This is a genomic window from Micromonospora sp. NPDC051296 (genome assembly GCF_040682255.1).
Taxonomy (GTDB): Bacteria; Actinomycetota; Actinomycetes; order Mycobacteriales; family Micromonosporaceae; genus Micromonospora; species Micromonospora craterilacus.
In genome coordinates this window covers 1-23520 of sequence record NZ_JBFBAO010000033.1, presented here as the reverse complement: position 1 = coordinate 23520, position 23520 = coordinate 1, and the positions used below count along the sequence as shown (strand labels likewise).

Below are 23520 nucleotides of genomic sequence, written 5' to 3'. Positions count from 1 at the left end.
ACTAGCATGCCGACGATTCCGCTCGTCGATCTCGCCGCCGCGCACGTGGAGGTGGCGGAGGACGTGGAGGCCGGATTCAAACGGGTCATCGCCGACACCGCGTTCATCGGCGGCACGGAGGTGGCTGCCTTCGAGCGGGAGTACGCCGCGTTCTGCGGCGTCCCGCACTGCGTCGGCGTGGCCAACGGCACCGACGCGATCGAACTCGCGCTGCGCGCCGTCGGCGTCGGGCCCGGCGCCGAGGTGATCCTGCCGGCGAACACCTTCATCGCCACCGCCGAAGCGGTCGCCCGGGCCGGCGGCCGCCCGGTCCTGGTCGACTGCGACCCGCAGTCCTACCTGATCGACGTCGACGCGGCGCTGGCCGCCGTCACCCCGGCGACCCGGGTCGTGCTGCCGGTGCACCTGTACGGGCAGCTCGCCGACGTCGAGCGGCTGCGCGCCGGCCTGGCCGGCCGGGACGTGGCGGTCGTCGAGGACGCCGCCCAGTGTCAGGGCGCGACCCGGCACGGCCGGCAGGCCGGCGCCGACGGCATCGCCGCCACCAGCTTCTATCCGGGCAAGAACCTCGGCGCGTACGGCGACGCCGGCGCGGTGGTGACCGCCGACGCCGACCTCGCCACCACGGTACGCACCCTGGGCAGCCACGGCGGGCTGACGAAGTACGCGCACGACATCGTCGGCGTGAACAGCCGCCTCGACGGCCTCCAGGCGGTCGTGCTCCGGGCCAAACTCGCCCGGCTCGCCGACTGGAACGCGCGGCGCCGGGCCGCCGCGGCCCGCTACCACGAGTTGCTCGCGCCGCTGGACGTGGTCCGTCCGGTCACGCTCGACGGCAACGAGCACGTCTGGCACATCTACTGCGTGCGGGTCCCCGGTGACGGCACCGCGGCGCGCCGCGACGAGGTGCTGGCCCGGCTCAACGCGGCGGGGGTGGGCGCCGGCATCCACTACCCGGTCCCGGTGCACCGCACCGGCGCCTTCGCCGACCTCGGGTACCCGGCCGGCGCGTTCCCGCACGCCGAACGTGCCGCCAGCGAACTGCTCTCCCTGCCGATCTACCCGCAGATCACCCCCGCGCAGCAGGCCCGCGTCGCCGAGGCGCTGGCCACCGCGTTGACCGACTGAGCGACGAGGCCGGGCCAGATCGTGTATGTGTCGCTGCGGGACCGCCCCCACGCCGACGGAACCGAGAACCGGGACGGGGTGCGCCGGGTCTCCACCACGGTGGTCCTGCTCGGCGTCGTCAGCCTGCTGACCGACGTGTCCTCGGAGATGGTGGCGTCGATCCTGCCGCTCTACCTCACCGCGGTGGTCGGGCTCAGCCCGATCGCGTACGGCTTCCTGGACGGCATCTACCAGGGGGTCAGCGCCTTCGTCCGGCTCGCCGGCGGTTATGCCGGCGACCGGGGCGGGCAGCCGAAGTGGGTGGCGGTGCTCGGGTACGGCACCTCGGCGCTGAGCCGGATCGCGATGCTGCCCGCCACCGGGTTCGCCGCGATCACCGCGGTCGTCACCGCGGACCGGCTCGGCAAAGGACTACGCACCGCGCCCCGCGACGCGCTGATCGCCCAGGCCTCCGACCCGAGCATGCTCGGCCGCTCCTTCGGGGTGCACCGCACACTCGACACGTTCGGCGCCGCCCTCGGACCACTGGTCGCCTTCGCCCTGCTGGCCGCCGTACCCGGCAGCTACGACTCGATCTTCGTGGTGTCGTTCGCGGTCGCCGTGGTGGGCGTCGCGGTCCTGGTCCTGTTCGTGCCCAACCTCAAGACGGCGACCCAGGGAGCCCGGCTGGGGCTGCGTCGGGTCGCCGCCGAGGTCAGCGGCCGGCGGCTGCGCCGCCCACTGCTCGCGGCGGGGCTGCTCGGCCTGGTCACCGTCGGCGACGGCTTCCTCTACCTGGCCCTGCAGGACCGTGACGACTTCGCCGCCACCTGGTTCCCGCTGCTGTACGTCGGCACCAGCGTCGCCTACCTCGGGCTGGCCGTACCCATGGGGCGGCTCGCCGACCGCGTCGGCCGGGCCCGCGTCCTGGTCGCCGGCCACGGCGCGCTGCTCGCCTGCTACCTGCTGGCGGCCCTGCCCGCCGGCGGCCTCACGCTCACCCTCGCCGTGCTGCTCTGCCTCGGCGTCTACTACGCCGCCACCGACGGAGTGCTGCCCGCGCTGGTCAGCCGCCTGGTCGCGGCCGAGGCCCGGGGCAGCGGCATCGCCGCCGCGCAGACCGTGGTCGTGCTCGCCCGGTTCGGCTCCTCGCTGCTGTTCGGTCTGCTCTGGAGCCTCCAGGGGCCGGGGGCGTCGCTGCTGCTGTTCGCCGGGTTGCTCGCCACGGCAGTGCCGGTCGCCGCCTGGCTGCTACGCGGCACCGACCGGACGGAGGCCACCGCATGAGTCTGCGGATCCGACTGGCGGTGCTCGGCACCGTCCTGCTACTCGCGGTCGTCGGGGCCGGTGGCTACGTGTGGCGGGTCCGGCACGTCCAGGCCAGCCTCGAAGCGGCGGCGACGCCGGTCGCCACCGGCGAGGCGCTCACGCCACTTCGTACCCAACCGCACCTGGTGTTCCGCAGCACCGCCCTCGGTCAGCAGTACGGACGCGTCGCCGTGGTGCCGCTCACCGCACCCGACGGCCCCCGCACGTTCACCCCGATCTCCTGCGAACGGGTGTACGCCACCGCCGACCACGCGGTCTGCCTCTCCGCCGACCGTGGCATCGTCACCACGTACGCCGCCCAACTGCTCGACGCCGACTGGACGCCGACCCGGGACCTGCCGCTGACCGGTGTGCCCAGCCGCACCCGGCTCTCCGCCGACGGCTCGCTGGTCGCCACCACCAGCTTCGTCTCCGGTGACTCGTACGCCAACCCCGGCCAGTTCTCCACCCGCACCGTCGTCACCCGCGCCGGCGGCGAGGTGGTGGGCGACATCGAAGAGTTCAAGCTGCTGATCGGCGGCCGGGTGGTCACCGCGGTCGACAAGAACCTGTGGGGCGTCACCTTCGCCGACGCCGACCGCTTCTACGCCACCGCCGCCTCGGGCGGCAAGACCTGGCTGGTCGAAGGCAGCCTGGCGGGCCGGACGGTGACCGCCCTGCGCGAGGACGTCGAATGCCCGTCCCTGTCACCGGACGGCACTCGGGTGGCGTTCAAGAAGCGCGGCTACCTCCCCCCGGGCCGCTGGCGGTTGGCGGTGTACGACCTGACGACCGAGACGGAGACCCTGCTCAGCGAGGTCCGCAGCGTGGACGACCAGGTCGAATGGCTCGACGACGACACGGTGCTCTACGGCCTGCCGCGAGCCGACGCGGCCTCGGCCTCCAGCGACGTCTGGACCGCCCCGGCCGACGGCAGCGGCCAGCCGCGCCTGCTGATCCCCGACGCCTGGTCCCCGGCCGTGGTGCGCTGACCGACCGCGCCGGGACCGGTCGAATGGCAAGCTGGCACTTATGGACAGGAAGCAGGTGGCTGGCTGGCTCGCGGCCTACGAGCAGGCGTGGCGGACGCCGGGAACGGAGGTGCTCGCCACGATCTTCACCGCCCAGGCTAACTATCTGCAGGGGCCGTACCAGAAACCGATCATCGGCCTGCCTGCCATAGCCCGGGTGTGGGAGGACGAGCGGGACGGCCCCGGTGAGGTGTTCCAGATGACCAGTGACGTCGTCGCGGTCGACGGCGACACTGCGGTGGCGCGGGTAGAGGTTCGGTACGGCGACCCAGTCGATCAGGAGTACCGCGACCTGTGGATCATGCATTTCGCCGATGACGGGCGCTGCAGCTCGTTCGAGGAGTGGCCTTTCTGGCCGGCGCAGCCGACCACCGCCCGTCCCGCCGAAAGCTGACACGGGCACGCCACGGTCTGACCTCGCCCGCGGGCATACGCCTCCGCCAAAGCTGGGTAGCGCTACTCATGCGCCGGCTCGCCTTCGCTGGTCACAGTGGCAGCATGACCGAACCTGAGGTTCCGGCGCCCGGCACGCCTCGCAGCACCCGGGCCAAAGTCGCCGCGATCGTCACCGTGCCGGCGTGGTACGCGCTGCTCTACCTCGCCTTCGTCGGCTGGGTCGCGTGGCAGGCCAGAACTGGTGTCGACGGTTGGGAAGACCTGATCGTCTTCGCCGCCATCGCCTACGGGGCGCTCGCGTTCGTCCTGAGCAGCACGATCGGTATCACGATCATGGCGATCAGAGTGCGCAGCACCAGATGGAAGGCCAACCCGGTCATCTCCGGAACCGTCGCGGCGGCGATCGGACTGGTCGGGTGCGCGTTGATCCCACTGGTCATACGGCTGCTGGACCTCCTGCAAGGCACGTAGCCCGGCCCACCAGCTGGCGCAGGCGACGCCTGCACCTGCGGTGCCGAGACCGGCTACGGGCGCTCCTCAAACCTCGACGCCGGTGCAGTCAGCTACCTGCTTCAGGTAAGCCAGGTCATCCGGGCGACGGCCGCCTGCCCGTTAGCTCGCGCGAGTAGTTCGTGGGGCCAGATGCGTTGTTCCGGTGTGTCGGGGACGGTGAGGCCGCGGGCGTGTTCGAGTTGACTCCACGCCAGATCCGGTGGGAGGCCGTTGAGGACGAGGATGCTGGTGGCGAGCAGTGACGCGCGGCCGATGCCGAAACGGCAGTGGGTGACGATGTGTGCGCCGTGGCGGAGTTGTGCGGCGAGTCGCTGGAGTTCGGGCAGGACGGTGGCGGGGTCGGGGACGCCACGGTCGCGGATCGGTATGGGCACGAATTCCATCCCAGCGTGGCGGGCTGCCCTCGGTTCGTCGACGAGGTCGACATCGTCCAGTTCCGCGGCCGTGAGGGCGCAGACGAGGATGTCGACGCCGGCCGCGTGCAGGGCAGCCATCTCGTCGGTGAGCCAGTCACCTCCGCGGGGCTTGGCCATGGTGCTGAGCTGTCCCGGGCTGGTCTGATCGATGGTGAACAGGGTGGGGAGCATCTGGGGGTGGTACCTGCCTTCCGGTGTACGGCGGCGCCGGATTCGACCTGTGCCGCACCGTGTCGTGCCGGCCTCATGACGCCTCCCCGGGGCGGGGTGCGAAGATCGCGCGTACACGAGAACGGGGTGGCGGCGGTGGGCTTCTGGGATGTCAGCCCGTTCGGCAACGACGACGCCGCGGACTTCGCCATCGAGTTGGACGAGGCGACGACGGCCGCGCGCGTTGAACTGGTCGGCAGAGCGCTCGAGCGTGTCGTTGACACCGCGGACGATCCGGGCCTGTGGCCGATCCCGCGGGCTGTGGCGGCTGCGGCTCTGGTCGCGGCGCAGTGCCCGGACGGTGAGGTGATTCCCTTGTCTGGTGGCCATCCACACCGATGCCGCGATTCCCAACCTACCTCCGGCAATTGGCCATCGATGCTCTGGACCGTGTGACAGCGACGGGCTCGTGGCTTGCCGATTACTGGGAGGAAGCCTCGGAAGGCCCGGCATGGCGTCGCAGCATCACCGATCTGCGTAACGTCCTCGACCCGCCCCAGGCCGAAACCCTCTTTGATCTCTGACCGGCACGCTTCGGGCACGGGCAGCCGGCGGGACGCAGGATGACCTGGCATCGATGGCGGCCTACGGCCGCACACACCCCGCGAGGTCGTTAGTCGTTGACCAGCCAATCGATCGTTTCGGCGGCGGAATCGGGCTGATAGGCGTCACAGGCCGCGGATCGAATGTCGATCTCCCAATCCGCTGCCTCCGCGCGGGCCCTGACGTCACGGTTCCCGTCCAGGAATGCCGTGTGTTTCGGCGTGAGATGCATCAGGATCCGGTCCTCGTTCCCGTCGGCGGTCACCGTCAATGTCCCGTTGTCGCCGTCTGTCATGAACTCGGCGATCCCGCGAAGGACCGCGAACGCCCAGACCAGCGTCGGCAGTCGGAAGTCGACCCGGACGGAGAAGTCGATGGCCAGCGACCCGGTAGCCTCGTCGAACCGGAACATCAGCTCGTCGTCATGCGCCAAGTCACGGAACACGGTCGCGTAGTCGCCGTCGATCCACTGGTCACATTCATCGATTGCCGCGGGTAGCTCCTCACGGTGCTGCTGCCGCTCGTCGTCGTCACGCCCCGCCACGGTGATGCCGGCCCATTGCTGTTGCGACCATCCCGATGCCGGCTTGACCGGTGCTCTCAGGTACGCCCGCAGGCGCGGTTTCGCGACGGCGATCGCCGCCGTCAGGAACACCGATTCGGACACCGAACAACCTCCCTGCAACCACGGCAATCTCGGCCAACGTGCCAGCGAACCCCGGCGGGCACGATAGATCAGCGGACCAGCCGCTCGCTGGAATGGCCGTCGGCGCGCACCTGACTGGCAGCCAAGCACTGTGGACGGCGACAGGCGATGACGGCTTGCGGTGCACCCGTTTACGGCACCGCGGGGCTGATCGCGAGTCGAGCCCGGCAGCATTCGCGGCCGCCGGATATCGGATGCCCGGTGCGTAGGTGTTCTGCAGACTGATGTCATGGACAGCCGCGAGATCGAGCAGTTCGAGCGGGACGGGTACGTCGTCGTGCGCGGCGCCGTCGATCCAGACGTCACCGCCGCCTGCAGGGAAGACATCTGGACAGCACTTGCCTCGCAAGGCGTGACTCGCGACCCCGCGACGTGGACTCGTCCCGTCGTCCGGGTCCCATGCCCGGATGGTGGTCCGTTCGAGGCCGCCGGCACCGCGCGTGCGCTGTGGTCCGCGTACGACGCGTTGATCGGCCCTGGACGCTGGGCGCGGCGCCGAGGCGTCGGCGGCTCGGTGCCGGTGCGTTTCCCTTCCGAGGAGTACCCGGGCGACGTCGGCTGGCACATCGAGGGAAGCTACGAGGTCAACGGCGAGTATTGGGCCAACGTACGCTCGCGTACGCGCGGCCTGCTCGCGCTGTTCCTGTTCAGTGACGTGGGCGAGGACGACGCGCCGACCCGGATAGCGATCGGATCGCATCTGGTGATGCCGAGCATCCTGGCGCCTGCGGGCGAGACCGGGATGAGCGGTGATGATTCCATGTCTCGCGTGCGCCCGTCGGTCATGTGCCGCACGGTCGTCCACGCCACCGGGCGCGCCGGCGACGTATTCCTGTGCCACCCGTTTATCGTGCACACTGCGACATGGCCGCACCGCGGCCTGACGCCGCGGATGATGGCCCAGCCTGGCATCTACGTCGAAGACGGCTTCGCGATTGATGGATCCGATCCGTCTCCGGTCGCGCGGGCGATCGTCGCCGGCCTCGATACCGATGGCGCGTGACCCGACGAGCTGTGTGTGGTCGACGCAGGGATCCCTGAGCGAGACATCCTCACTTCGGCTACTTAGCGATACCCTGATGTCGGGGTTCGGCGGCAGCATGTCGCGGGCCGCTCGGACGATGTCCGTGGTGCCAGCTAAGTGGAAACTCTCGCGTCCGATGCACCTCATCTACGGCGGCTGGCTTCTCGACGTCTGTTGCGGCGCAGGTACCCCACGAGTGAGTGCAGTGAGGCGCCCGCGATTGCGGTGAGGATTGCTCCTGCCGCGACAAGCCACATCGGTGGTGGGCCGAAGTCGGGGCGGCCGGACTCGCGTACGGTGCCGTCGATGGCGAGGCCGGCGGCGACCGTGAGCTCGGTGATCCCGGCGGGGGTGCGGAAGAGCACCTCGGGTGAGGCCGCGCCTCGACGTAGCAGCATCAGTTGGACCGACGCCGTGCCCTGCTCCTGGTACGGGCTGGAGGCGATGTCGTGGGTTTCCGGGTGGTCCACCGCCGCCGGGCCGGGCACCCCGACCAGCGCGACCGCTTCGTCCGCCGAGCGCCACCCGACGAGGTGGACGTACGTGGCGGAGCGCAGGTCGGGGAAGGCGAGCAGCCTGGGGGCCACCGCGCCGTCGGCCACGGTGCGGGTCTCCAGCCGCCAGGTACGCGGGTACGACGGCACCGGGCAGTCTGTGCAGGTCGACCGGGTCAGGGTGGCCACCGACCGCCCGTCGGGCAGCCAGGAACCTGCCCCGGGTAGCCGGCCGCCGGTCAGCGGCAGCTTCCGATACGGCGCGGCGGTGCCGTCGGGGTCCGCGTCGGCGACCCGGGTCAACCACACCTCGTCGCGCACCTGCACGGCCAGCTCACCACCGTCTGGTGAGACCGCTGCTTGTCCGGGTGGCACCCAGGCGGTGCCCACCCGCACCCGCAACACGTCGGCGCGGCGGTCCCGGTCGTACAGCCCGACGTACGGGGTGGCGTAGGTGTTCGGCGGGGTGAAAGTCTCGTGGTCGGCGTAGGCGAGGCGCTTGCCGTCGGGCGCGAAGGCGAGCGGGTCGCCGTCGATGCCAGCCGGGGCGGACCGGCCGGACGTCAAGTCATAGAGCAACCCGCCGGCCCAGATGTACCGTCCGTCTGGGGAGAGCAAAGCCTCAAACCCCGCAGTTTGGCGCTGCGCAGGCGCGAGGGCACGGTACCGGTCGGTGTCTGCGGCCAGCACCCCCAACCTAGTCTCGTTCCAGTCGTCGCGCACTGCTGGTCCGCCGAAGAGCATCGCCGCCACGCCGGGTGCCGACTGGCCCACGGTCGCGGTGCGCAGCGGCGGATCAACCAACCGGGTGGGCAGGCCGGGAGCGGTGGGGTCGGCCGCCGCGGGCCACCGGACGGGTCCCGCGCGCAGCGCGTACCCCGTGCCGAGCAGCAGCATCAGGACGGCGAGCACACCGGCTGCGGCGGCCCGGCGACGTCGGTGGCGGGCCCGCGCCCGGTCAAAGAACTCCTCAGGTACGGCGGCCGCCGGCACGCCGTCGGCGAGGCCGTGCAGCGTCTCACGGAGTCGGCTGGTCATTTGGTCACCTCCTGTCGGGCCTGGCCGACGAGTTCGGCCAGCTCGGGGGCGAGGGTGCGCAGCCGGCCGAGGGCGTGCCGTGTCTGGCTCTTGACCGTGCCGACGCGGCAGCCGAGCAGCTCGGCGGTCTCTGCCTCGGTGCGGTCCTCGTAGTAGCGCAACACCAGCACCGCCCGCTGCCGCACGGTCAACCGAGCCAGCGCCGCCCGTAGCACCACCCGTAAGTCAGTATCAACGCCGGGACCCGCCGGCCGGTCCGGCACGAACCCGTCAAGCTGTTCCGGCGGGCGCGCCCGCCGCCACCGCCACCAACTGGCCGCCTGGGTGTACAGCACCCGACGCAGGTACGCGCCCGGGTCGTCGAGGCGCTCCCAGCGGATTGCGACCCGGGCCAGGGCCACCTGGACCAGATCCTCGGCGTGCTGCCGATCACCAGTGAGCAGGTAGGCGAACCGAGTCGACTTGGCGTTCTCCGCCCGTACGAACTCGGCGAAACCGGCCCGAGCCCGGTCCTCATTCATCAACGGATCGCCCCCTCACCTACCCAGACGCCGAGGTGAGCCACCACGGAGGGAACCCGATCCCCGTTTCTCCTCGGATCTACCTCGCAACAGGGCCGGTCAAGGCATCGGCTGGCTCGTCAGTTGCGATGGTTCGCGAATCGAACCTGTGGTACGCCGTGGTCAGCGGACCGCGAACCGGTTTCTACTGGTCACGGCTGACCCCTGCCGGTGGCCCCGGTTCGGCGTGATGGCGGTGCAACGGGCCCGTCGTCGGGGTCAGCGTCGTATCAACCGCCGGCTCCGTCCCGATACCACACGCGGGATGGCAGCGGATCGATCCAGATCAGGTCGGAGTCGTCGAGGTCCAGATCCGGATCGAGTTCCCTGGACGTGAACGTGATCTCGCCGGTCGCAGAGTCGATCAGCCAGAGCTGCTCGTAGGCGTCCTGGCTCTGCAACGCCATGACGATCGCGTCGAGGTCGAGGTCCGATATCTCCAGCACCGGCGGCCTCCCGTTCATTCTGCGTCGGGCATTGTCGGGAACGGGTGCGCGTCGTGCCAGGCCTGGACTACCTCCGGACGCAGCCGGCCGCGGTCGGGCACGTCGATGCCGTTGAGCCGGGCCCAGACCCGGATCTCCCGGGTCGACGGTTGCGACACGGTGGGTGCCGCAGTTTCGACAGGCGTCGACGCCTTCCCCACCTGCTCGGTCGCGAGCGCCTCGCTGACGGCCCAGACGTGGGCGGCGGCAAGGAAGCGGTACACCCACTCCTCGGCGAGCTTGCGGGTTTCGCAGAACACGATCGGCACGTTGGGCCAGGCCACCTGCACCTCGGCCAAACCGTCGGCCACTACCGCCGGTCTCACCCGAGTCAGTGCGTACACCTGCGAGTAGCGATCCTCGACCACCAGCGCGGCCCGGGGCAGCGCGGCCAGGTCCGCGAGCGCGAACTTCAACTTGCCGGACGTCAGCGAGGCAACCAGATCGGCCAGGCTCTTGCGCTCAACCGAGGCCACCAGGTGCCCCTGCTGTTCCAGGCCGTAGTCGCCGCAGGGCAGGGCCCGTCTGGCGACCGTGACGGGCTTGCCGGCGAACGTGTAGGCGTACCGCTCGTGCGAGTCGACGACCACCGACAGGTCGGTCAGTCCCGCGGCACGGGCACTGGGTGTGCTCACCTGCGGTCTGGCCTGCTTGCGAGTACGCGGTGACTGCCAGAACACCACCTCCCGGCCCCTCGCCATCGTGTAGACGATCTGCGACCGGTTCTCCCGACCGCGGTCGAGGACCAGGTCGATCGCCGCACCCCGGCGTACGCACGACCGCACCGGCACCCGCTCGACGATCTCCGGGCTGTCGGGCCACTCGTCGGACCAGACGGGGTGCAGGTACACCGCCGATGTACGCGGCCAGGTGTCGCGCGCCCGGAACACCAGCCCATCGCCCAACGGCACCTTCAGCAGGTACGGCAGGGTCGATGCCTCGTCCGGGTTCCTGGCGATCAGCAGTTCCACGCCGTTCAGTCTCGCCGACTGAACCACAGGAACCCCGCCGACCCGACGATGGACCATGCAAGCCGAACGCCCGAGCCGGATCGCCGGAGCCGCGAAACAATGACGATCGCCCACCCCTCGCAAAGGCGAGGCATGACACGGGCATAGTCTTGGCCTGACGAAGGACGGACGGATGTCATCGATCGACCAGTTGGTACAGCGCAGTGTGACGCTGAAGCGTGAGGTGCTCGACTACGCGCGGAAGCCTCGCTTCGACCGCGCGTTCCGGCAGGAGATCCGAGCCCGGTTCGGGCGGGTCGTCGTCGTTGAAGACGAGGCAGAGCTGTCGAACTTCTTCGACTGGTTCATCCAGCAGCACCGCCTGCACGACGGGCGCGCCGTCATCGACCTGTTCGTCGAAGCCCATCCCGATCTGTCCGACACCGAGCGCGAGTTCCTCCTCGGGTGGCGTGACGTACGTGAGGGCGTTTTCGAGGTAACCGGACGCGACGGCCCTGTCCTGCACACCATGAACCTCATCGACGAGCTGCCCTACCGTATCCGCACCAACACCGACGAGCCGATCTTCGACCGGATGCCGCCCGGCTCGTTCATCGGCAGCCGCATCGTGCCCGTTCACGACGACTGGCTACTCAGCGGAACCACCGCCCTCTATACCGCCCAGGACCAGGCCAACGCCTACAACGAGGCCATCCGGCTTGCCACCGAGCAGCCGGCACTCGTCTTCCACAACCCGCAGCGCCTCGCCCACGCGTGGGATCTACAACGCGCCCAACATGCCGCGTTCGTCGCGCACTTCGGCAACGACGAGGTCACCCTCGGCGTGGACGAGCTCGACAGGGCCATGCGCGAGTTCTGGGACGCCTACTCCGGCAGATCCGGCACCGCCCCACCGACCAGCCTGGACTGGCTCGATGACACGGTGGAAACCATCGGCGTGATCTACGACCAGCAGGCCGGCCTCGGCATGTACGCCGACTATGCCCTCGCCGAGCAGGCCTTCGCCGACCCCGACCTCATGCGCCGCCGCCGGCACAAGGACGTCGTCAAGGCATACGTCCACGATGACAGCGTCGACCCGGTCCCGCTGCAGCGGCTCGCCGCCCGCCACCCCGACAACGCCGATCGCGTCTTACGAGCGGCCACCGGCAAACCCGCCTTCGTCTGGCACGAACACGGTGAGCAACTGCTCCGCAAGCACAAGGCCGACTGGTACGCCAGCAGCCATCTCCCCCGGCTCACCGTCATCAGCGACCGTCTCGCCGCCCACATGCGAGCCGGCCGGCCAGAATAGCCAACCGGACTGCGGTGTCCGGACGAGCCATCAGATCTCGGGAGCCCGCCCGCGAACGCGCGGAACATCAAGTCCGCTGAAGCGGTTCGCGTCTTGATGCCTTCAGGCCGCCAGGGACTCGAACTCCGAACCCGCGGATCAGTCCGGGGGTAGTGGCTTGCCGTCGCTCCACACGTTGTCCTGCCACACGTTGCCGGGTGCGGAGCGGGACCAGGAGGTCGCCGGCCCGTAACCGCCGCACTTGCCGTTGCGGCCGCGTTGGAAGACGTTGCCGGTGACCACGATCCCGCTGACCTGGGTGCCGTACTTCTTGTGATCCTCGTAGCCGCCGTAGAAGCAGTAGGACATCTCGGCGGAGGCCACGAAGAGGTTGTTCCGGATGGTGTAGTTCGTGTTGGGTCCGAAGTCGCCGAAGATGGACGCGTTGGCCGTGCAGCCGCCGCCGGCGGCGTTGGTGGGCCGGTCGCAGGCCAGGGTGTTGTGCACCAGCTGGATGTCGCTGCCGCCGTTGGACAGGAAGGCGTTGAGGTGCCAGTCACCGCCGTCGGGCAGGTACTGGCCGTGCAGCCAGGAGTCCTGGACCAGGCAGTTGCGGTAGCAGTTGACGTTGTGCTGGCCGCCCCGGATCTCGGAGCGCAGCACGGTGACGTTCTCGAAGCCGACGGTGGGTGCGTACGCCCGGCCGCCGTCGATCAAGGAGTCCTCGATGCGCACCGAGTGACTCGCGCCCTCCAGCCGGATCGTGCCGTCGACCTGACTGGATTTGATCACCACGTTCTTCGCCTTGATGAGCAGCGAGCAGCGGACGTGCCGCTTGTCGATCACCGCGTTGGCCCGGGTGATCGTGCAGGGCCCCGAGTAGGCCGAGAGTCGTACGCCGTCGGGCACCCCGGTGTTGCCGGCCCCCGGGAAGCCGGTCAGCGCGGTGGTGGCGGACGGCTTGGTGGCCGATGGCGTGGCGGAGCCCGAAGTCGTGGGACGGGCACCCAGCCCCTGGCTGGCGCCGGGCGAGGGCGTCGACGAGGCCGCGCCGGACTCCGGCAGCGACCCGCTCGCCACCGGCGCGCTCGGGGTCGCGTCCGCCACGGCGGCCTGCTCCCCGTCGGTGTGGGCCAGCCGGGCCACCGCGACCGCGCCACCGACGGCGAGCACCGCCAGCACGGTCAGGGTTGCCGGGATCGCCGTCGGCCCGCGCCGGCGGCCGCGTGGGGTGGCCGGGGCGCGGTCGGGCGCCGGTTCCGTGGACTGCCGCACGTCGCGGGCGCCGGCTACGGCCGGCGGTCGGCGACGAAGGCGGCCAGGCTACCGAGCGTCTCGAACAGCTCGGCGCTCACGTCACCGTCGTCGACGGTGAAGTCGAACCGCTCCTCGATCGCCGCGACCAGTTCGAGCACGGCCATCGAGTCCAGCTCCGGCACGTTGTCCAGCAGCGGCGTCGACGCGTCCAGCTCGGCCGCCCGGTCCTCGATGCCGAGCACCGAGGCCACGACCTCCCGGACCTCGTCAATGGTCTCCGCGTGAGTGACGTCCACAGTTTCTCCTTGTCGGGCGATCAGACCAGCACCTCGGCCGGGGCCGGGTGGCTGAGGAAGGCGGTCGGGCTGGCGGTGAGTCCGTACGCGCCGGCCTGGAACAGGACGATGAGGTCACCGACGTCCGCCCGGGGCAGCGTCACGGCGTCGCCGAGCAGGTCGAGCGGGGTGCAGAGGCAACCGACGACGGTGACCGTCTCGGCCGGCTCGGCGTCGATCCGCTCCGCCACCGCGATCGGGTAGTTGCGGCGGATCACCTGACCGAAGTTGCCGGAGGCGGCGAGCTGGTGGTGCAGTCCACCGTCCACGACCAGGTACGTGCGACCCCGGGAGACCTTCCGGTCGACCACCCGGGTGACGTACACGCCGCACTCGCCGACGATGTAGCGGCCGAGTTCGATCACGACCCGCGCCTCGGGTAGCCCCTGCCGGATCGGCCCCCGGGCCAGGTCGGCGAGGTTCGCCCCGATCGCCGCGAGGTCCAGCGGCTCGTCCCGGTCGGTGTACGGGATGCCGAAGCCGCCGCCCAGGTTGAGGTAGCGCACCGGCAGCGGAGACTCCTCGGCCAGCTGGATCGCCAGGTCGACGGTGCGGCGCTGCGCCTCGCAGAGGCTGTCGGCGCGTAGGTTCTGCGAGCCGGCGAAGACGTGGAAGCCGAGGAATTCGACGTCGGCGTTGGCCAGTTCCTTGAGCAGGGCGGGTACCCGCTCGGAGTCCACACCGAACTGTTGCGGGCCACCACCGAGGCGCATGCCGGAGCCCTTGACCGCGAAGTCCGGGTTGACCCGCACCGCGACGCGTGGCCGGAGCCCGAGTTGGCGGCCCAGTACGGCCACCCGGTCGGCCTCGTTCTCGGACTCCATCTCGATGGTCACGCCCGCGGCGATGGCCTGACGCAGCTCCGCGTCGGTCTTGCCCGGGCCGGCGAAGCTGACCCGGTGCGGCGGCATCGGCGTGTCGAGGGCGGTGCGCATCTCCAGGGCGGAGGCCACGTCGAAGGAGTCCACCAGCCCGGCGAGGTGCTGCACCACGGCGGGCATCGGGTTCGCCTTCACCGCGTAGCTGAGCTGCACCTCGTCCGGTAGCGCGGCGCGCAGGAGCTGCACCCGTCCGGTGAGCAACCCACGGTCGTACGCGAAGAAGGGCGTGCCGCCGACGCGCTCGGCGAGGCGGTCGACCGGGACGCCGCCCACGGCGAGCCGGCCTGCATCGCGGTCGAAGGCCGCGGCGGGGTGGTTGGTCACGAGGTCAACTCCTGGCGTAGGAGGTTCCGGTCGAACTTACCGTTGGGCGATCGGGGCAACGCGGGACGCACCACGATCTCCCGGGGCAGCATGTACGGCGGCAGCTCCCGCTTGACGGCCGCGAGCAGCGCCGCCCGGTCGACCTCGGCGCCGTCGGGTGGGCTCACCACCAGCACCACCCGCTGGCCGAGCGACGGATCGGGCAGGCCGAGCGCCACCGCGTCACCGGCGAGGCCACTGCCGTAGACGACCTCCTCGATCTCGGTGGGGCTGACCCGGTATCCGGACGTCTTGATCATGTCGTCGATCCGGCCAACGAAGTAGAGGAAGTCCTGCTCGTCACGGACGACGGTGTCGCCGGACCAGACCGCCGGCTCCGGCAGCAGTTCCCCGTCCCGGCCGGGGGCGGGGCGGAACCGTTCGGCCGTCCGCGCCGGGTCGTTCCAGTAGCCGAGGGCGACCAGCGCGCCGCGGTGCACCAGCTCGCCCTCCTCCCCCGGCTCGCAGGGCGTGCCGTCCGGGCGGACCACGAGGACCTCCGCGTTGGGGATCGCCCTGCCGATCGAGTCGGGCCGACGGTCCACCTCGGACGGATCGAGGTAGGTGGAGCGGAACGCCTCGGTCAGCCCGTACATCAGGTACGGCAACGCGGTCGGAAAGATCGCCCGCAGCTTGTCCAGGGTGGCCTTGGGCATCCGCCCACCGGTGTTGGCGAAGTACCGCAGGTGGGTGCTGGCCTCCGCCGGCCAGTTCTGCCCGGCCAACTGCAACCACAGCGGCGGTACGCAGGTCAGCCCGGTGACGCGGTGCCGGGCACACAGCCGCACCACGTCCTTCGGGAGCAGGTAGTTCATCAGCACCACGTGGGCGCCGACGGTGAAGGCGGTGGTGAGCTGGCTGAAGCCGGCGTCGAAGCTGAGCGGCAGCGCAGCCAGGATCACGTCGTCGGCGGAGTTCGCCAGGTAGCCGCTGACGCTGGCCGCCCCGGCGAGCAGGTTGCGGTGCGAGAGCACGACGCCCTTCGGCTTGCCGGTGCTGCCGGAGGTGTAGAGGATCGCCGCCATGTCCACGTCGATGCCGGTCCCGTGCGGCGGGAGCGGGTCGCCGTCGCGCAGCTGCGCCCAGGCGGTCACCGCCGGCCGGCCGGCGCCGGCGCCGGCGCCCGTACCGCCGATCAGGACCACCTGCTCGACGGACTTGACCTGCTCCAACTCCTCACGGAGCAGCGCGTACCGCTCCGGGGTGGTGACCAGCACCCGCACCGCGCAGTCGGCCAGGATGTGGCCTACCTGCCGGGGCCGCAGCAGCGGGTTGACCGGTACGAAGACACCGCCGGCGGCGGAGGTGCCGAAGACCGCCTCGACGGCCTCGATCCGCTTCTCGGTCCAGACGGCCACCCGGTCGCCGCGTTGCACGCCGAGCCGGCGCAGACCCACACCCACCGCGGCCACGCCCCGCCAGAGCTGCGCGTAGCTGACCGTGTCGTCCTTGTAGGTCAGTGCCGGTGCGTCGCCCCGCCGGGCGGCCGCGTCGGCGACCAGCTCGTGAAGTTGAGTGCGCATGTCGGGGTTCGTCCCTCTCGTCCGGGGCCCGGTCACCAGCTGAGACAGACCAGCTCGCTGTAGAGGTAGTCGACGTCGTCGGGGTCGAGGCTGTCGCTGCGGAACATCTTTCGCCGGGTGTCGGGCAGCAGCACCGACAGCGGCGGGCGTCCGCCGACCACCCGCAGCTCCGCGAGGGTGGCGAACACACCGTGCCGCAGCAGCAGGTGACGCAGCAGCATCCGGTGCATCCGCCGGAACAGGGCGGGGTTGCTGACGTACAGGATCGACCCGAACAGCGGCAACCGCTTGCGGCGGTCCCGACGGAACACGACGTGGCAGCACTCGTCGCCGTCGACCAGCACGACGTGCCGGGCCGCCGGCGCCTCCGCGTGGTCGAGGTAGCGCTCCAGGTCGGGCCCGGCGAGCGTACGGCGGATCACCTCCGGGTCGGCGCTGACCAGGCGACGCCCGGGCCGGGACGGCCAGGGCAGGTTCGGCATCAGCGCGGTGGTGGTGTCCAGGAAGCGGAACCCCAGCCGCGTGTTGATCGGCACCACGTTGCCGCTCGGCGACAGGTCGGTGAAGTGGTAGCCGGGCTGAGCCAGCAGCGCCTTGAGCAGCTTGAGGCTGTGGAAGCGGAACTCGGGGAGCACGCACCAGGCACCGAGGTTGCAGAACCGCTCCGTGCGCCCGGCCACGGTGCGCTCGGAGTAGAAGGCGAGCAGCACGCCGACGACCTTCCCACCGTCGGCGACCAGCATCATGCCGTGGTTAGGGGCGTCGATCTTCCAGGGCACATCGACCGCCCGTACCCATGCCTCCACGGCGACTTGACCGTTAAGGTGGGTATGGAGGAAGTGTCCTGCCGCGCTCACCTGTGCGCCGGTGACGGGCTCGACCCGGACCCCCATTCAGTTCGTCCGGCCCGAGGCAGGGCGACCGTACCGCCGGTAATCGGCAGGGCGCGGGGCGTCAACGGGGCGGACGGCCCGCAGCGGATCGCCGCACAAGCTCCGGTCTACCACCGCAGACTCCCTCGAACGTCCGGCATGCGCGGCCCCGACCGGGCATGGCTGGATCCGGCCAGGCGGCCGGTTCGGCGGGGGGCTGCCGCGACGATACCTCGCGTTACCGCGGCGGGTCGGCAGCTACGCCGGATATCCGTCAGTCGTCGGCCCGAACCTGCCCGCCCGGTCGGCCACCACCCGACGGTCGCGGGATCGTCCCGTCCCAACCGGGTTCCGTCTCCGACCGTCCCGTTCTACCCCGCCACCCCACCCGGCCTCGCCGGTACCACCCACCGATCCGGGCCGCGGCATGAGCCGCGCCGACCCAGGACCGTGAGGAGTAGACAAACATGAAGCCCAGACGCGGGTACCGCGTGACCCGACGGCTCGCCGTCGTCGGCACACTGGCGGTGCTGCTCGCGACCTCCGGCGTGCTCGCCGTCAACTCGTACGCGGCAAGTCGCCCACAGCCGACGGAGGCCCGCTCCGGAGCCACGGTCCGGGCTGCGGCGGCAAAGGGCCACCAGGACAGGCACGACTGGCGGCGCCGCCGGTCTCCCCGCCCCACGCCGACGTACAGCCAACCGCCGGTCACCGGTACGCCGCGACCGAGCCCGTCGACACCGGCCCCGACGCCGAGCCCCACACCGAGCCCGAGGCCCACCTCGTCGCCCAGCCCCACGCCCCCGCCCGGCCCGAGCCGTGGCTGCGCGTTGCCGGCCTACCCCACCGCCGCCTGCACCGGGGTGCCGGCCGGCTGGACGCCGAAGGTGCAGCACCGGGGAGACCTCGTCATCACCCGCGCCGGCACCGTGCTGGAGGATCACCTGGTCACCGGGAGCATCCTGGTCAAGGCCGAGAACGTGGTCATCCGCCGCACCCGGCTGTACGGCACCATCGACAACTTCGTCGGCGACCGCATCTACGGCCGGCTGCTCATCGAGGACACCGAGGTGGTGAACCCGCCCGGCCAGGAGTTCTCCACCGACCAGCTCTACGCCTTCGGGGTGGCGAACTACACCTGCCGCCGCTGCAAGGTGCTCAACCGGATGGAAGGCTGGCGGGTCGGGGCGAAGGAGTGGACGGGCGCCGGACCGGTGACCATCGAGGACTCGTACGCCCGACTCGCCGTACCACCCGGGATGTGCCAGACGGTGGACCCGCACGGCGACGGCGTGCAGGGCCATCACGGCCCGACCGTCCTCCTGCAGCACAACACCTTCGACCAGCGCCTCGACAACTGTCCCACCGCGCCGATCTTCATTCCGGACCAGCACAACGACGGCGGGACGATCCGCGACAACCTGCTGGCCGGCGGGGGTTACTCGCTGCGGGCCAGCGGCGGCTGGTTCCCCGCGATCACCGGCAACAAGATCGTGCACGACTCGTACGGCTACGGTCCGATCGACATCGACTGCCGCAAGGTCGGCACCTGGAGCGGGAACGCCACGGTCCGGTACGACTGGGCCACCGGCCGCGTGCTCAGCGAGGTCACTCCGCTCGTTCGCTGCGGCTGACCCTGCGGTGTACTACTCGGCCCGGGCGAAGGCAACCGCCTTCGCCCGGGCCCAGAAACTCGCTCTACCTCAATCGAATCATCCCAGCAGGCGGCCGGCAGTCACCCGTCATTCCGCCGCCCACGCCATGCAGTCACGACTGCTCATCCACCTCGACATCAATTCACGACAGCGGTGCTGACGATCAGCCATGGCGGTAACCTCCCCGGCATGCCCCGACTGCGCAACCTGCTCGTGGACACGGATCAATCCTGGGGCGGACGGCGCCGCGCCCGCCGCGCCCGCTGGCTGGCCGACACGTTTCCCGACCTCGCCGAGATGACCGTCATCGACCTCGGCGGCCGGGTCGACACGTGGCAGCACGCTCCGGTGCGGCCCACCCACGTGCACGTCGTCAACCTGGAAGCGCCGCCCGCCGACCTGCCCGACTGGGCTGAGGTGGACCACGGCGACGCCTGCCAACTGCCCGAGCGGATCGCCGCCCGCCGTTACGACCTCGTGTTCAGCAACTCCGTACTCGAACATGTGGGTGGGCATGAGCGACGCGAACGGTTCGCCGAGGCGGTGCACCAACTCGCCGACCGGCACTGGGTACAAACCCCGTACCGGCATTTTCCGATCGAACCCCACTGGATCGCCCCCGGCATGCAATACCTGCCGGTGTCGGCCCGCGCCCTGCTGGCACGGCGGTGGCCACTCGCGCACACCCGCCCCACGACACGGGACGAGGCGGTGCGGGAGGTGTTGTGGACGGAGCTGGTGGACTACACGCAGATGCGGCTGCTGTTCCCCCGTTCGCGGATTCTGACTGAACGGCTGGGGGGGCTACCGAAGTCGCTGATCGCCGTCGCAGGCGCCACCCAAGGGCCGTCTCACTCCCCAGGGCAGGGGAACGCAACGAGTTAGACAAGCCGGGTGAGCAGGATGCGGCCTCCCTCGTACACCCCACCGTCGATGGCGACAACTCGACCGTCGGCGTACCACAGCGCATCCCGGACATCCTGCGGCGCTACGCCGAAATACTTGGTTAGCGTGCTGTGCCCGTGCACAAGCACATCGCCACCGAGAGCGCGGAGCATCGCCGACACCGCATCGTCGGGTCGCGCCGACTCAGCCTCACGAAACGCACCCTGATCGCTCATCCGCCCGCAGAACTCGAGCCACTTGGCGCTGTCCGAACAGGTCATAGCCGCGGTCACGGCCGCGTTGACGGCTCCGACGCTCGATCCGAACTCGAGGTACCGCGCGGTGTCGGAGTGGACAAGTAGGTACCCGTCGACAACCGCGACTGCGGGCAGGCTCATGATCCAGGCGACGTGCTGCGGGGTCAGCCGGCGCAGGTCGTCCTCGCGCCCGCCGAACCGCGCCCAACCACCTCGAAAGCCGCCGGGCTCATCCCACCCGACGATCGGCGCGGTGCCGAACCGGTGCGCGGCGAGCAGTTGCGCCTCATGGTTGCCTAGCAGCGCCCGCACCTCGCCGCCCGCAGCCGCAGCCGACACGGCAAGCTGTCGAACATCATCGATAACGCCGATCCCGTCCGGGCCACGATCGACGTAGTCACCCAGTAGCCACAGCCGGGCGCCTCCCGCAGACCACTGCCCCGCACGGTCGACAAGTCCCTCGTCACGAAGTGTGGTGAGCAACTCGGACCGGTGACCATGAACATCCGCGACCACGTACAGCGGAGACCTCGATCTCGGCATCGGCCAACCCTACCCGCCGAGCTGCCAACCCGGTGAAGGTTCTTGCTCAGCGCACTGACACCGCACTAGCCGACCGTCTTGAGTTCCCGGACGACGTGTCGCAGCCGGTAGCCGAGGACGCCGATGGCGGCCAGCGCGGTGACCCCGGCCACCGCGAGCACCACCAGGTCGATCGCGGTGACCCGGGCCATCAGCAGGGCCACCGCCACGACCACGGCGGCGCCGAGCAGCGGCGGCCCCAGCCGCACCGCGACCGGCAGGGCCGCAATCCCCACCCGGCGCAGCGAGACGAGGTAGAGCGGGAGGATCACCAGCAGGGCGACCGCGAACTGGACCGCGGATGCCTGCCAGAGCCCGCCGAAGACGCAGGTTGCGTACAGGGCGGGCAGCAGCACGACAAACCAGAGCATCTGGACGGTCAGCACCACCCGGGTGTCGGCGATCACCACGAAGTAGTCGTAGAACAGCTCGAAGATGATGCGCAGCGCCGCCAGCGGCCCCAGCCACAGCAGCACCGCCGACGCCGGCTGCCACACATCGCCGTAGAGGAAGCGGATCAGGGCGTCCGCTGCCGCGGCCAGCAGCAGGCACGCCGGCAGGGTGACGGACCCGAGCAGACCGACCGCGGACAGGAACGACCGGCGCATCGCCGGCCGGTCGTGCTGCAGCCGGGCCAGCGCGGCCGGCAGCACCGCCCGGACCGGCTGGGAGAAGACGGTGACCGGCCAGCTGGCCAGTTGCAGCGCCAGCACGTAGTAGCCGAGGGCGGTCGGGCCGAGGGTGGCGCCGACCACCACCCGGTCGAGGTTGGTGGTGGCGAACACGACGATGCTGGAGCCGGCGAGCGGCAGGCCGAACTGGAGCAGGGCGCGGGCCTTCGCCGGGTCGAAGCCGAAGCGCAGGCCCTGCGGGGCGAACGCGATGAACAGCACCGCCCCGGCGAGCGAGCCGGCGAGCTGCCCGATGGCCAGGCTCATCGCCCCGTTGCCGGCGAGCGCGAGGCCGATCGACGCCAGCGCGCTGGTCCAGTTGGTCACCAGGTCGGCCACCGTCTTGCGGTCCTGGCGGAACGCGCGTTGCAACAGCGCCACGGGTGTCGCCACGAGGCCGCTGACGATGACGCTGAGCCCCAGGACCCGGATGACCGTGGTCGAGCCGGGATCACCGAGCGCGCGGGCCAGCAGGGGCGCGCCGAGGTAGAGCGCGCTGTAGACGAGCGTGCTGGTGAGCACCGAGAGCGTGGCCACCGTCGGCGCGATCTCCCGGGGGTCGCCGGGCCAGCGCACGATCGCCAGGCTCACCCCCAGCTCGTTGAAGCTGAGCACCGCCAGCAGCACCACCAGGGCCACCGCGAAGGTGCCGAAGGCGTCCGGGCCGAGGATCCGGGCCAGCGCGATGCCGATGGCCAGGGTGCTGAGCCGGCTGATGATGGTGCTGGCCATGCTCCAGCCGAGGGCCCGGGAGGCCCTGGTGAACAGCGGCGGTTGTTCGGCTGCGGGGGCGGGACGTTCCTCGACGCTCACCCGAGCATCCGTCTGATCCGTTGGCGGGCAGTGGTGGGCAGCAGATCGGCCGTGGCCTTGTGCCCGGCCATTCGCAGCCCCTCCCGTAGCCGGATCCCCGGTCCGGGCCGGTGCCGCAGCGCGTCGGCGTAGACCTCGTGCAGGGTCTGGGTGGCCGCCTTCAGGCTGAACCGGCCCAGGACGAGTCGCCGTCCCCAGTCACCGCGTCCGGCGCGCAGTCGCCGGTCGCCGGCCAGCTCGCTGATCTGCGCCGCGAGCGGGGCCGGGTCCAGGTCGCCGTCGCCGATGCCGTAGAAGCCGCGGCGGAGGAAGTAGTCGATGGTCTCCGGGGCGCAGGTCCGGGAGAAGCCTTTGATGCCGAGCACCACGAGGGGTCGTCCGAAGGCCATCGCCCGCAACGCCGAACCGCCCATGCCCAGGGCGATGTCCGCGGCCGCGTACGCCGCGCGCGGGTCGTCCATCGGGCCGGTCAGCACCACCGCGGGTCGGCCGAGCGCCGCGTTCGCCCGCTCCGCCTCGGCCGCCACGTCGGGTTGGGAGGGGCCGCCGCCGGTCACCACCAACCGGAGTCGGTTGTCGTCGAGCAGCGGCAGGGCGCGGATCGCCCGCAGCACGCCCTCGGCCTTCATGTCCGGCTCGAGCCGGGACACCACGCCGACCACGATCTCGTCCGGGCCGATGCCGTGCCGCTGCCGGAACGGGTGGCCGTCGACCACGGCCGGGTCGTCGACATCGGTGTTGACCGGGGGTTCGATCAGTGCCGGTCGCGGTCGGAACGCCGCCGTCTCCGCCACCAGCTGGGCGGTGCCGACGACGAGGCCGCCGTAGCGGGGCAGCCAGCGTGGGACCGCCATGCCGTACACGGTGGTGACGACCGGCGTGCCGAGGCGCAGGTGCGGGCCGTAGAAGGCGTCGAGGGCCACCGAGAACTCGTACGCGTGCACGAGGTCGGCCCGGAAGTCGCGGACGGCCCCGGTCAACGCCCGGGACAGCCCCGGCCGGACCGGCCTGCTGCGGCCCAGGCGTTCGGCGTCGTGCCGTACGGCGATCACCGGCAGTCCCGCCTGCCGGGCGAGGTCCGCCACTGGCCCGGGCTGGTCCCGGTAGTTGCCGAAGATCGCCACCTCATGGCCCTGGTCCCGGACGCTGACCGCGAGGTCCAGGGCGTTGAGCTGGCTGCCCCCGAGCTCCAGATGGTGCAGGCCGACGAGCAGTCGCACCCTTACCCCCCACTTCGAGCGGTCCGGCGGGCGGACCCGCCTCCACCGCGTCCGCTTGGGCCCGGAACGGGCTGATCACCGCGATCCCACCCTCGGGCGGCTGCGCCGACAGGGTCCGGACCAGGTCGAGC

25 protein-coding genes are annotated in these 23520 nt (G+C 70.9%); 11 read left to right on the top strand and 14 right to left on the bottom strand.

The genetic code is table 11. The features are described from left to right. Window positions 1–6 precede the first annotated feature (6 nt). The 5 genes from AB0M52_RS06105 (at window position 7) to AB0M52_RS06085 (ending at window position 4313) form a co-directional block, all read left to right on the top strand. Window positions 7–1128, top strand: coding sequence for a DegT/DnrJ/EryC1/StrS family aminotransferase (locus AB0M52_RS06105; protein ID WP_363949542.1), 1122 nt, complete (start codon window positions 7–9; stop codon window positions 1126–1128). A gap of 27 nt (window positions 1129–1155) precedes the next feature. After that, the gene (locus AB0M52_RS06100; RefSeq protein WP_363949539.1) at window positions 1156–2394 is read left to right on the top strand and encodes an MFS transporter; all 1239 of its coding nucleotides are present in this window, start codon (window positions 1156–1158) and stop codon (window positions 2392–2394) included. After that, window positions 2391–3407: a hypothetical protein gene (locus AB0M52_RS06095; protein WP_363949537.1), complete on the top strand. Its 1017-nt coding sequence runs from the start codon at window positions 2391–2393 to the stop codon at window positions 3405–3407. Before AB0M52_RS06100 ends, AB0M52_RS06095 begins: the two co-directional genes overlap by 4 nt. Window positions 3408–3447: 40 nt before the next feature. Beyond that, the gene (locus AB0M52_RS06090; protein WP_363949535.1) at window positions 3448–3840 is read left to right on the top strand and encodes a nuclear transport factor 2 family protein; all 393 of its coding nucleotides are present in this window, start codon (window positions 3448–3450) and stop codon (window positions 3838–3840) included. 104 nt (window positions 3841–3944) lie between these two features. Continuing rightward, window positions 3945–4313 (top strand): hypothetical protein, encoded by a 369-nt coding sequence (locus AB0M52_RS06085; RefSeq protein WP_363949532.1) that lies wholly within the window; start codon window positions 3945–3947, stop codon window positions 4311–4313. 101 nt (window positions 4314–4414) lie between these two features. Here AB0M52_RS06085 and AB0M52_RS06080 read toward each other — a convergent pair whose 3' ends face one another. Continuing rightward, window positions 4415–4942: a tyrosine protein phosphatase gene (locus AB0M52_RS06080; RefSeq protein WP_363949529.1), complete on the bottom strand. Its 528-nt coding sequence runs from the start codon at window positions 4940–4942 to the stop codon at window positions 4415–4417. 135 nt (window positions 4943–5077) lie between these two features. Here AB0M52_RS06080 and AB0M52_RS06075 point away from each other — a divergent pair, with 135 nt between their 5' ends. Further along, window positions 5078–5377 (top strand): DUF4259 domain-containing protein, encoded by a 300-nt coding sequence (locus AB0M52_RS06075; protein ID WP_363949527.1) that lies wholly within the window; start codon window positions 5078–5080, stop codon window positions 5375–5377. Continuing rightward, window positions 5320–5505 carry a DUF4259 domain-containing protein gene (locus AB0M52_RS06070; protein ID WP_363949524.1) on the top strand — a complete coding sequence of 62 codons (186 nt, stop codon included), beginning with the start codon at window positions 5320–5322 and terminating at the stop codon, window positions 5503–5505. The genes AB0M52_RS06075 and AB0M52_RS06070 overlap by 58 nt, the downstream gene beginning before the upstream one ends. 89 nt (window positions 5506–5594) lie before the next feature. Here the strand turns inward: AB0M52_RS06070 and AB0M52_RS06065 are convergent, their stop codons facing one another. Continuing rightward, the gene (locus AB0M52_RS06065; protein WP_363949522.1) at window positions 5595–6191 is read right to left on the bottom strand and encodes a hypothetical protein; all 597 of its coding nucleotides are present in this window, start codon (window positions 6189–6191) and stop codon (window positions 5595–5597) included. A 268-nt stretch (window positions 6192–6459) separates the two neighbouring features. Between AB0M52_RS06065 and AB0M52_RS06060 the strand changes: the two genes are divergently transcribed. Further along, window positions 6460–7233 carry a phytanoyl-CoA dioxygenase gene (locus AB0M52_RS06060; protein WP_363949520.1) on the top strand — a complete coding sequence of 258 codons (774 nt, stop codon included), beginning with the start codon at window positions 6460–6462 and terminating at the stop codon, window positions 7231–7233. A 164-nt stretch (window positions 7234–7397) separates the two neighbouring features. On the opposite strand, the gene AB0M52_RS06055 is transcribed toward AB0M52_RS06060, so the two are convergent. The 4 genes from AB0M52_RS06055 to AB0M52_RS06040 form a co-directional block, all read right to left on the bottom strand. After that, on the bottom strand, window positions 7398–8786 hold the full coding sequence (locus AB0M52_RS06055) for a hypothetical protein (protein ID WP_363949517.1): 1389 nt from the start codon (window positions 8784–8786) through the stop codon (window positions 7398–7400). Beyond that, complete coding sequence (locus tag AB0M52_RS06050) at window positions 8783–9307, bottom strand: SigE family RNA polymerase sigma factor (RefSeq protein ID WP_363949514.1); 525 nt, start codon at window positions 9305–9307, stop codon at window positions 8783–8785. Before AB0M52_RS06050 ends, AB0M52_RS06055 begins: the two co-directional genes overlap by 4 nt. 269 nt (window positions 9308–9576) lie before the next feature. After that, window positions 9577–9792 (bottom strand): hypothetical protein, encoded by a 216-nt coding sequence (locus tag AB0M52_RS06045; protein WP_363949511.1) that lies wholly within the window; start codon window positions 9790–9792, stop codon window positions 9577–9579. A 14-nt stretch (window positions 9793–9806) separates the two neighbouring features. After that, window positions 9807–10802 (bottom strand): histone-like nucleoid-structuring protein Lsr2, encoded by a 996-nt coding sequence (locus AB0M52_RS06040; protein WP_363949509.1) that lies wholly within the window; start codon window positions 10800–10802, stop codon window positions 9807–9809. Between the two features lie 172 nt (window positions 10803–10974). Between AB0M52_RS06040 and AB0M52_RS06035 the strand changes: the two genes are divergently transcribed. Continuing rightward, window positions 10975–12096 carry a hypothetical protein gene (locus AB0M52_RS06035; protein WP_363949506.1) on the top strand — a complete coding sequence of 374 codons (1122 nt, stop codon included), beginning with the start codon at window positions 10975–10977 and terminating at the stop codon, window positions 12094–12096. Between the two features lie 138 nt (window positions 12097–12234). Here AB0M52_RS06035 and AB0M52_RS06030 read toward each other — a convergent pair whose 3' ends face one another. Genes AB0M52_RS06030 through AB0M52_RS06010 form a run of 5 tightly spaced genes read right to left on the bottom strand, consistent with a single transcriptional unit; the run spans window position 12235 to window position 17240 of the window. After that, entirely contained in the window at window positions 12235–13350 is a 1116-nt protein-coding gene (locus AB0M52_RS06030) for a hypothetical protein (RefSeq protein ID WP_363949503.1), read from the bottom strand. Window positions 13351–13364: 14 nt separating this feature from the next. Beyond that, a complete protein-coding gene (locus AB0M52_RS06025; RefSeq protein ID WP_363949500.1) occupies window positions 13365–13628 on the bottom strand; it encodes an acyl carrier protein in 264 nt (87 codons plus the stop codon). A gap of 20 nt (window positions 13629–13648) precedes the next feature. Beyond that, the gene (locus AB0M52_RS06020; RefSeq protein WP_363949498.1) at window positions 13649–14872 is read right to left on the bottom strand and encodes a pyridoxal-dependent decarboxylase, exosortase A system-associated; all 1224 of its coding nucleotides are present in this window, start codon (window positions 14870–14872) and stop codon (window positions 13649–13651) included. After that, window positions 14869–16434: an acyl-CoA ligase (AMP-forming), exosortase A system-associated gene (locus AB0M52_RS06015; protein ID WP_363949496.1), complete on the bottom strand. Its 1566-nt coding sequence runs from the start codon at window positions 16432–16434 to the stop codon at window positions 14869–14871. The genes AB0M52_RS06020 and AB0M52_RS06015 overlap by 4 nt, the downstream gene beginning before the upstream one ends. Before the next feature lie 32 nt (window positions 16435–16466). Further along, window positions 16467–17240, bottom strand: a complete 774-nt coding sequence (locus tag AB0M52_RS06010; protein ID WP_363949494.1) for a hypothetical protein — start codon at window positions 17238–17240, stop codon at window positions 16467–16469. 533 nt (window positions 17241–17773) lie between these two features. On the opposite strand from AB0M52_RS06010, the gene AB0M52_RS06005 reads away from it, so the two are divergent. Both AB0M52_RS06005 and AB0M52_RS06000 read left to right on the top strand, forming a co-directional pair. Next, the gene (locus AB0M52_RS06005; protein WP_363949491.1) at window positions 17774–18940 is read left to right on the top strand and encodes a hypothetical protein; all 1167 of its coding nucleotides are present in this window, start codon (window positions 17774–17776) and stop codon (window positions 18938–18940) included. Window positions 18941–19150: 210 nt separating this feature from the next. After that, window positions 19151–19846 (top strand): class I SAM-dependent methyltransferase, encoded by a 696-nt coding sequence (locus tag AB0M52_RS06000; RefSeq protein WP_363949488.1) that lies wholly within the window; start codon window positions 19151–19153, stop codon window positions 19844–19846. Here AB0M52_RS06000 and AB0M52_RS05995 read toward each other — a convergent pair. The 3 genes from AB0M52_RS05995 to AB0M52_RS05985 all read right to left on the bottom strand — a co-directional run bounded on the left by AB0M52_RS05995 (window position 19843) and on the right by AB0M52_RS05985 (window position 23389). Then, a complete protein-coding gene (locus tag AB0M52_RS05995) occupies window positions 19843–20619 on the bottom strand; it encodes a metallophosphoesterase (RefSeq protein WP_363949485.1) in 777 nt (258 codons plus the stop codon). The two genes, AB0M52_RS06000 and AB0M52_RS05995, sit on opposite strands and share 4 nt — an antisense overlap. Window positions 20620–20711: 92 nt before the next feature. Continuing rightward, on the bottom strand, window positions 20712–22169 hold the full coding sequence (locus AB0M52_RS05990; protein ID WP_363949482.1) for an oligosaccharide flippase family protein: 1458 nt from the start codon (window positions 22167–22169) through the stop codon (window positions 20712–20714). Beyond that, window positions 22166–23389 (bottom strand): glycosyltransferase family 4 protein, encoded by a 1224-nt coding sequence (locus tag AB0M52_RS05985; protein ID WP_363949479.1) that lies wholly within the window; start codon window positions 23387–23389, stop codon window positions 22166–22168. The genes AB0M52_RS05990 and AB0M52_RS05985 overlap by 4 nt, the downstream gene beginning before the upstream one ends. Window positions 23390–23520 lie beyond the last annotated feature (131 nt).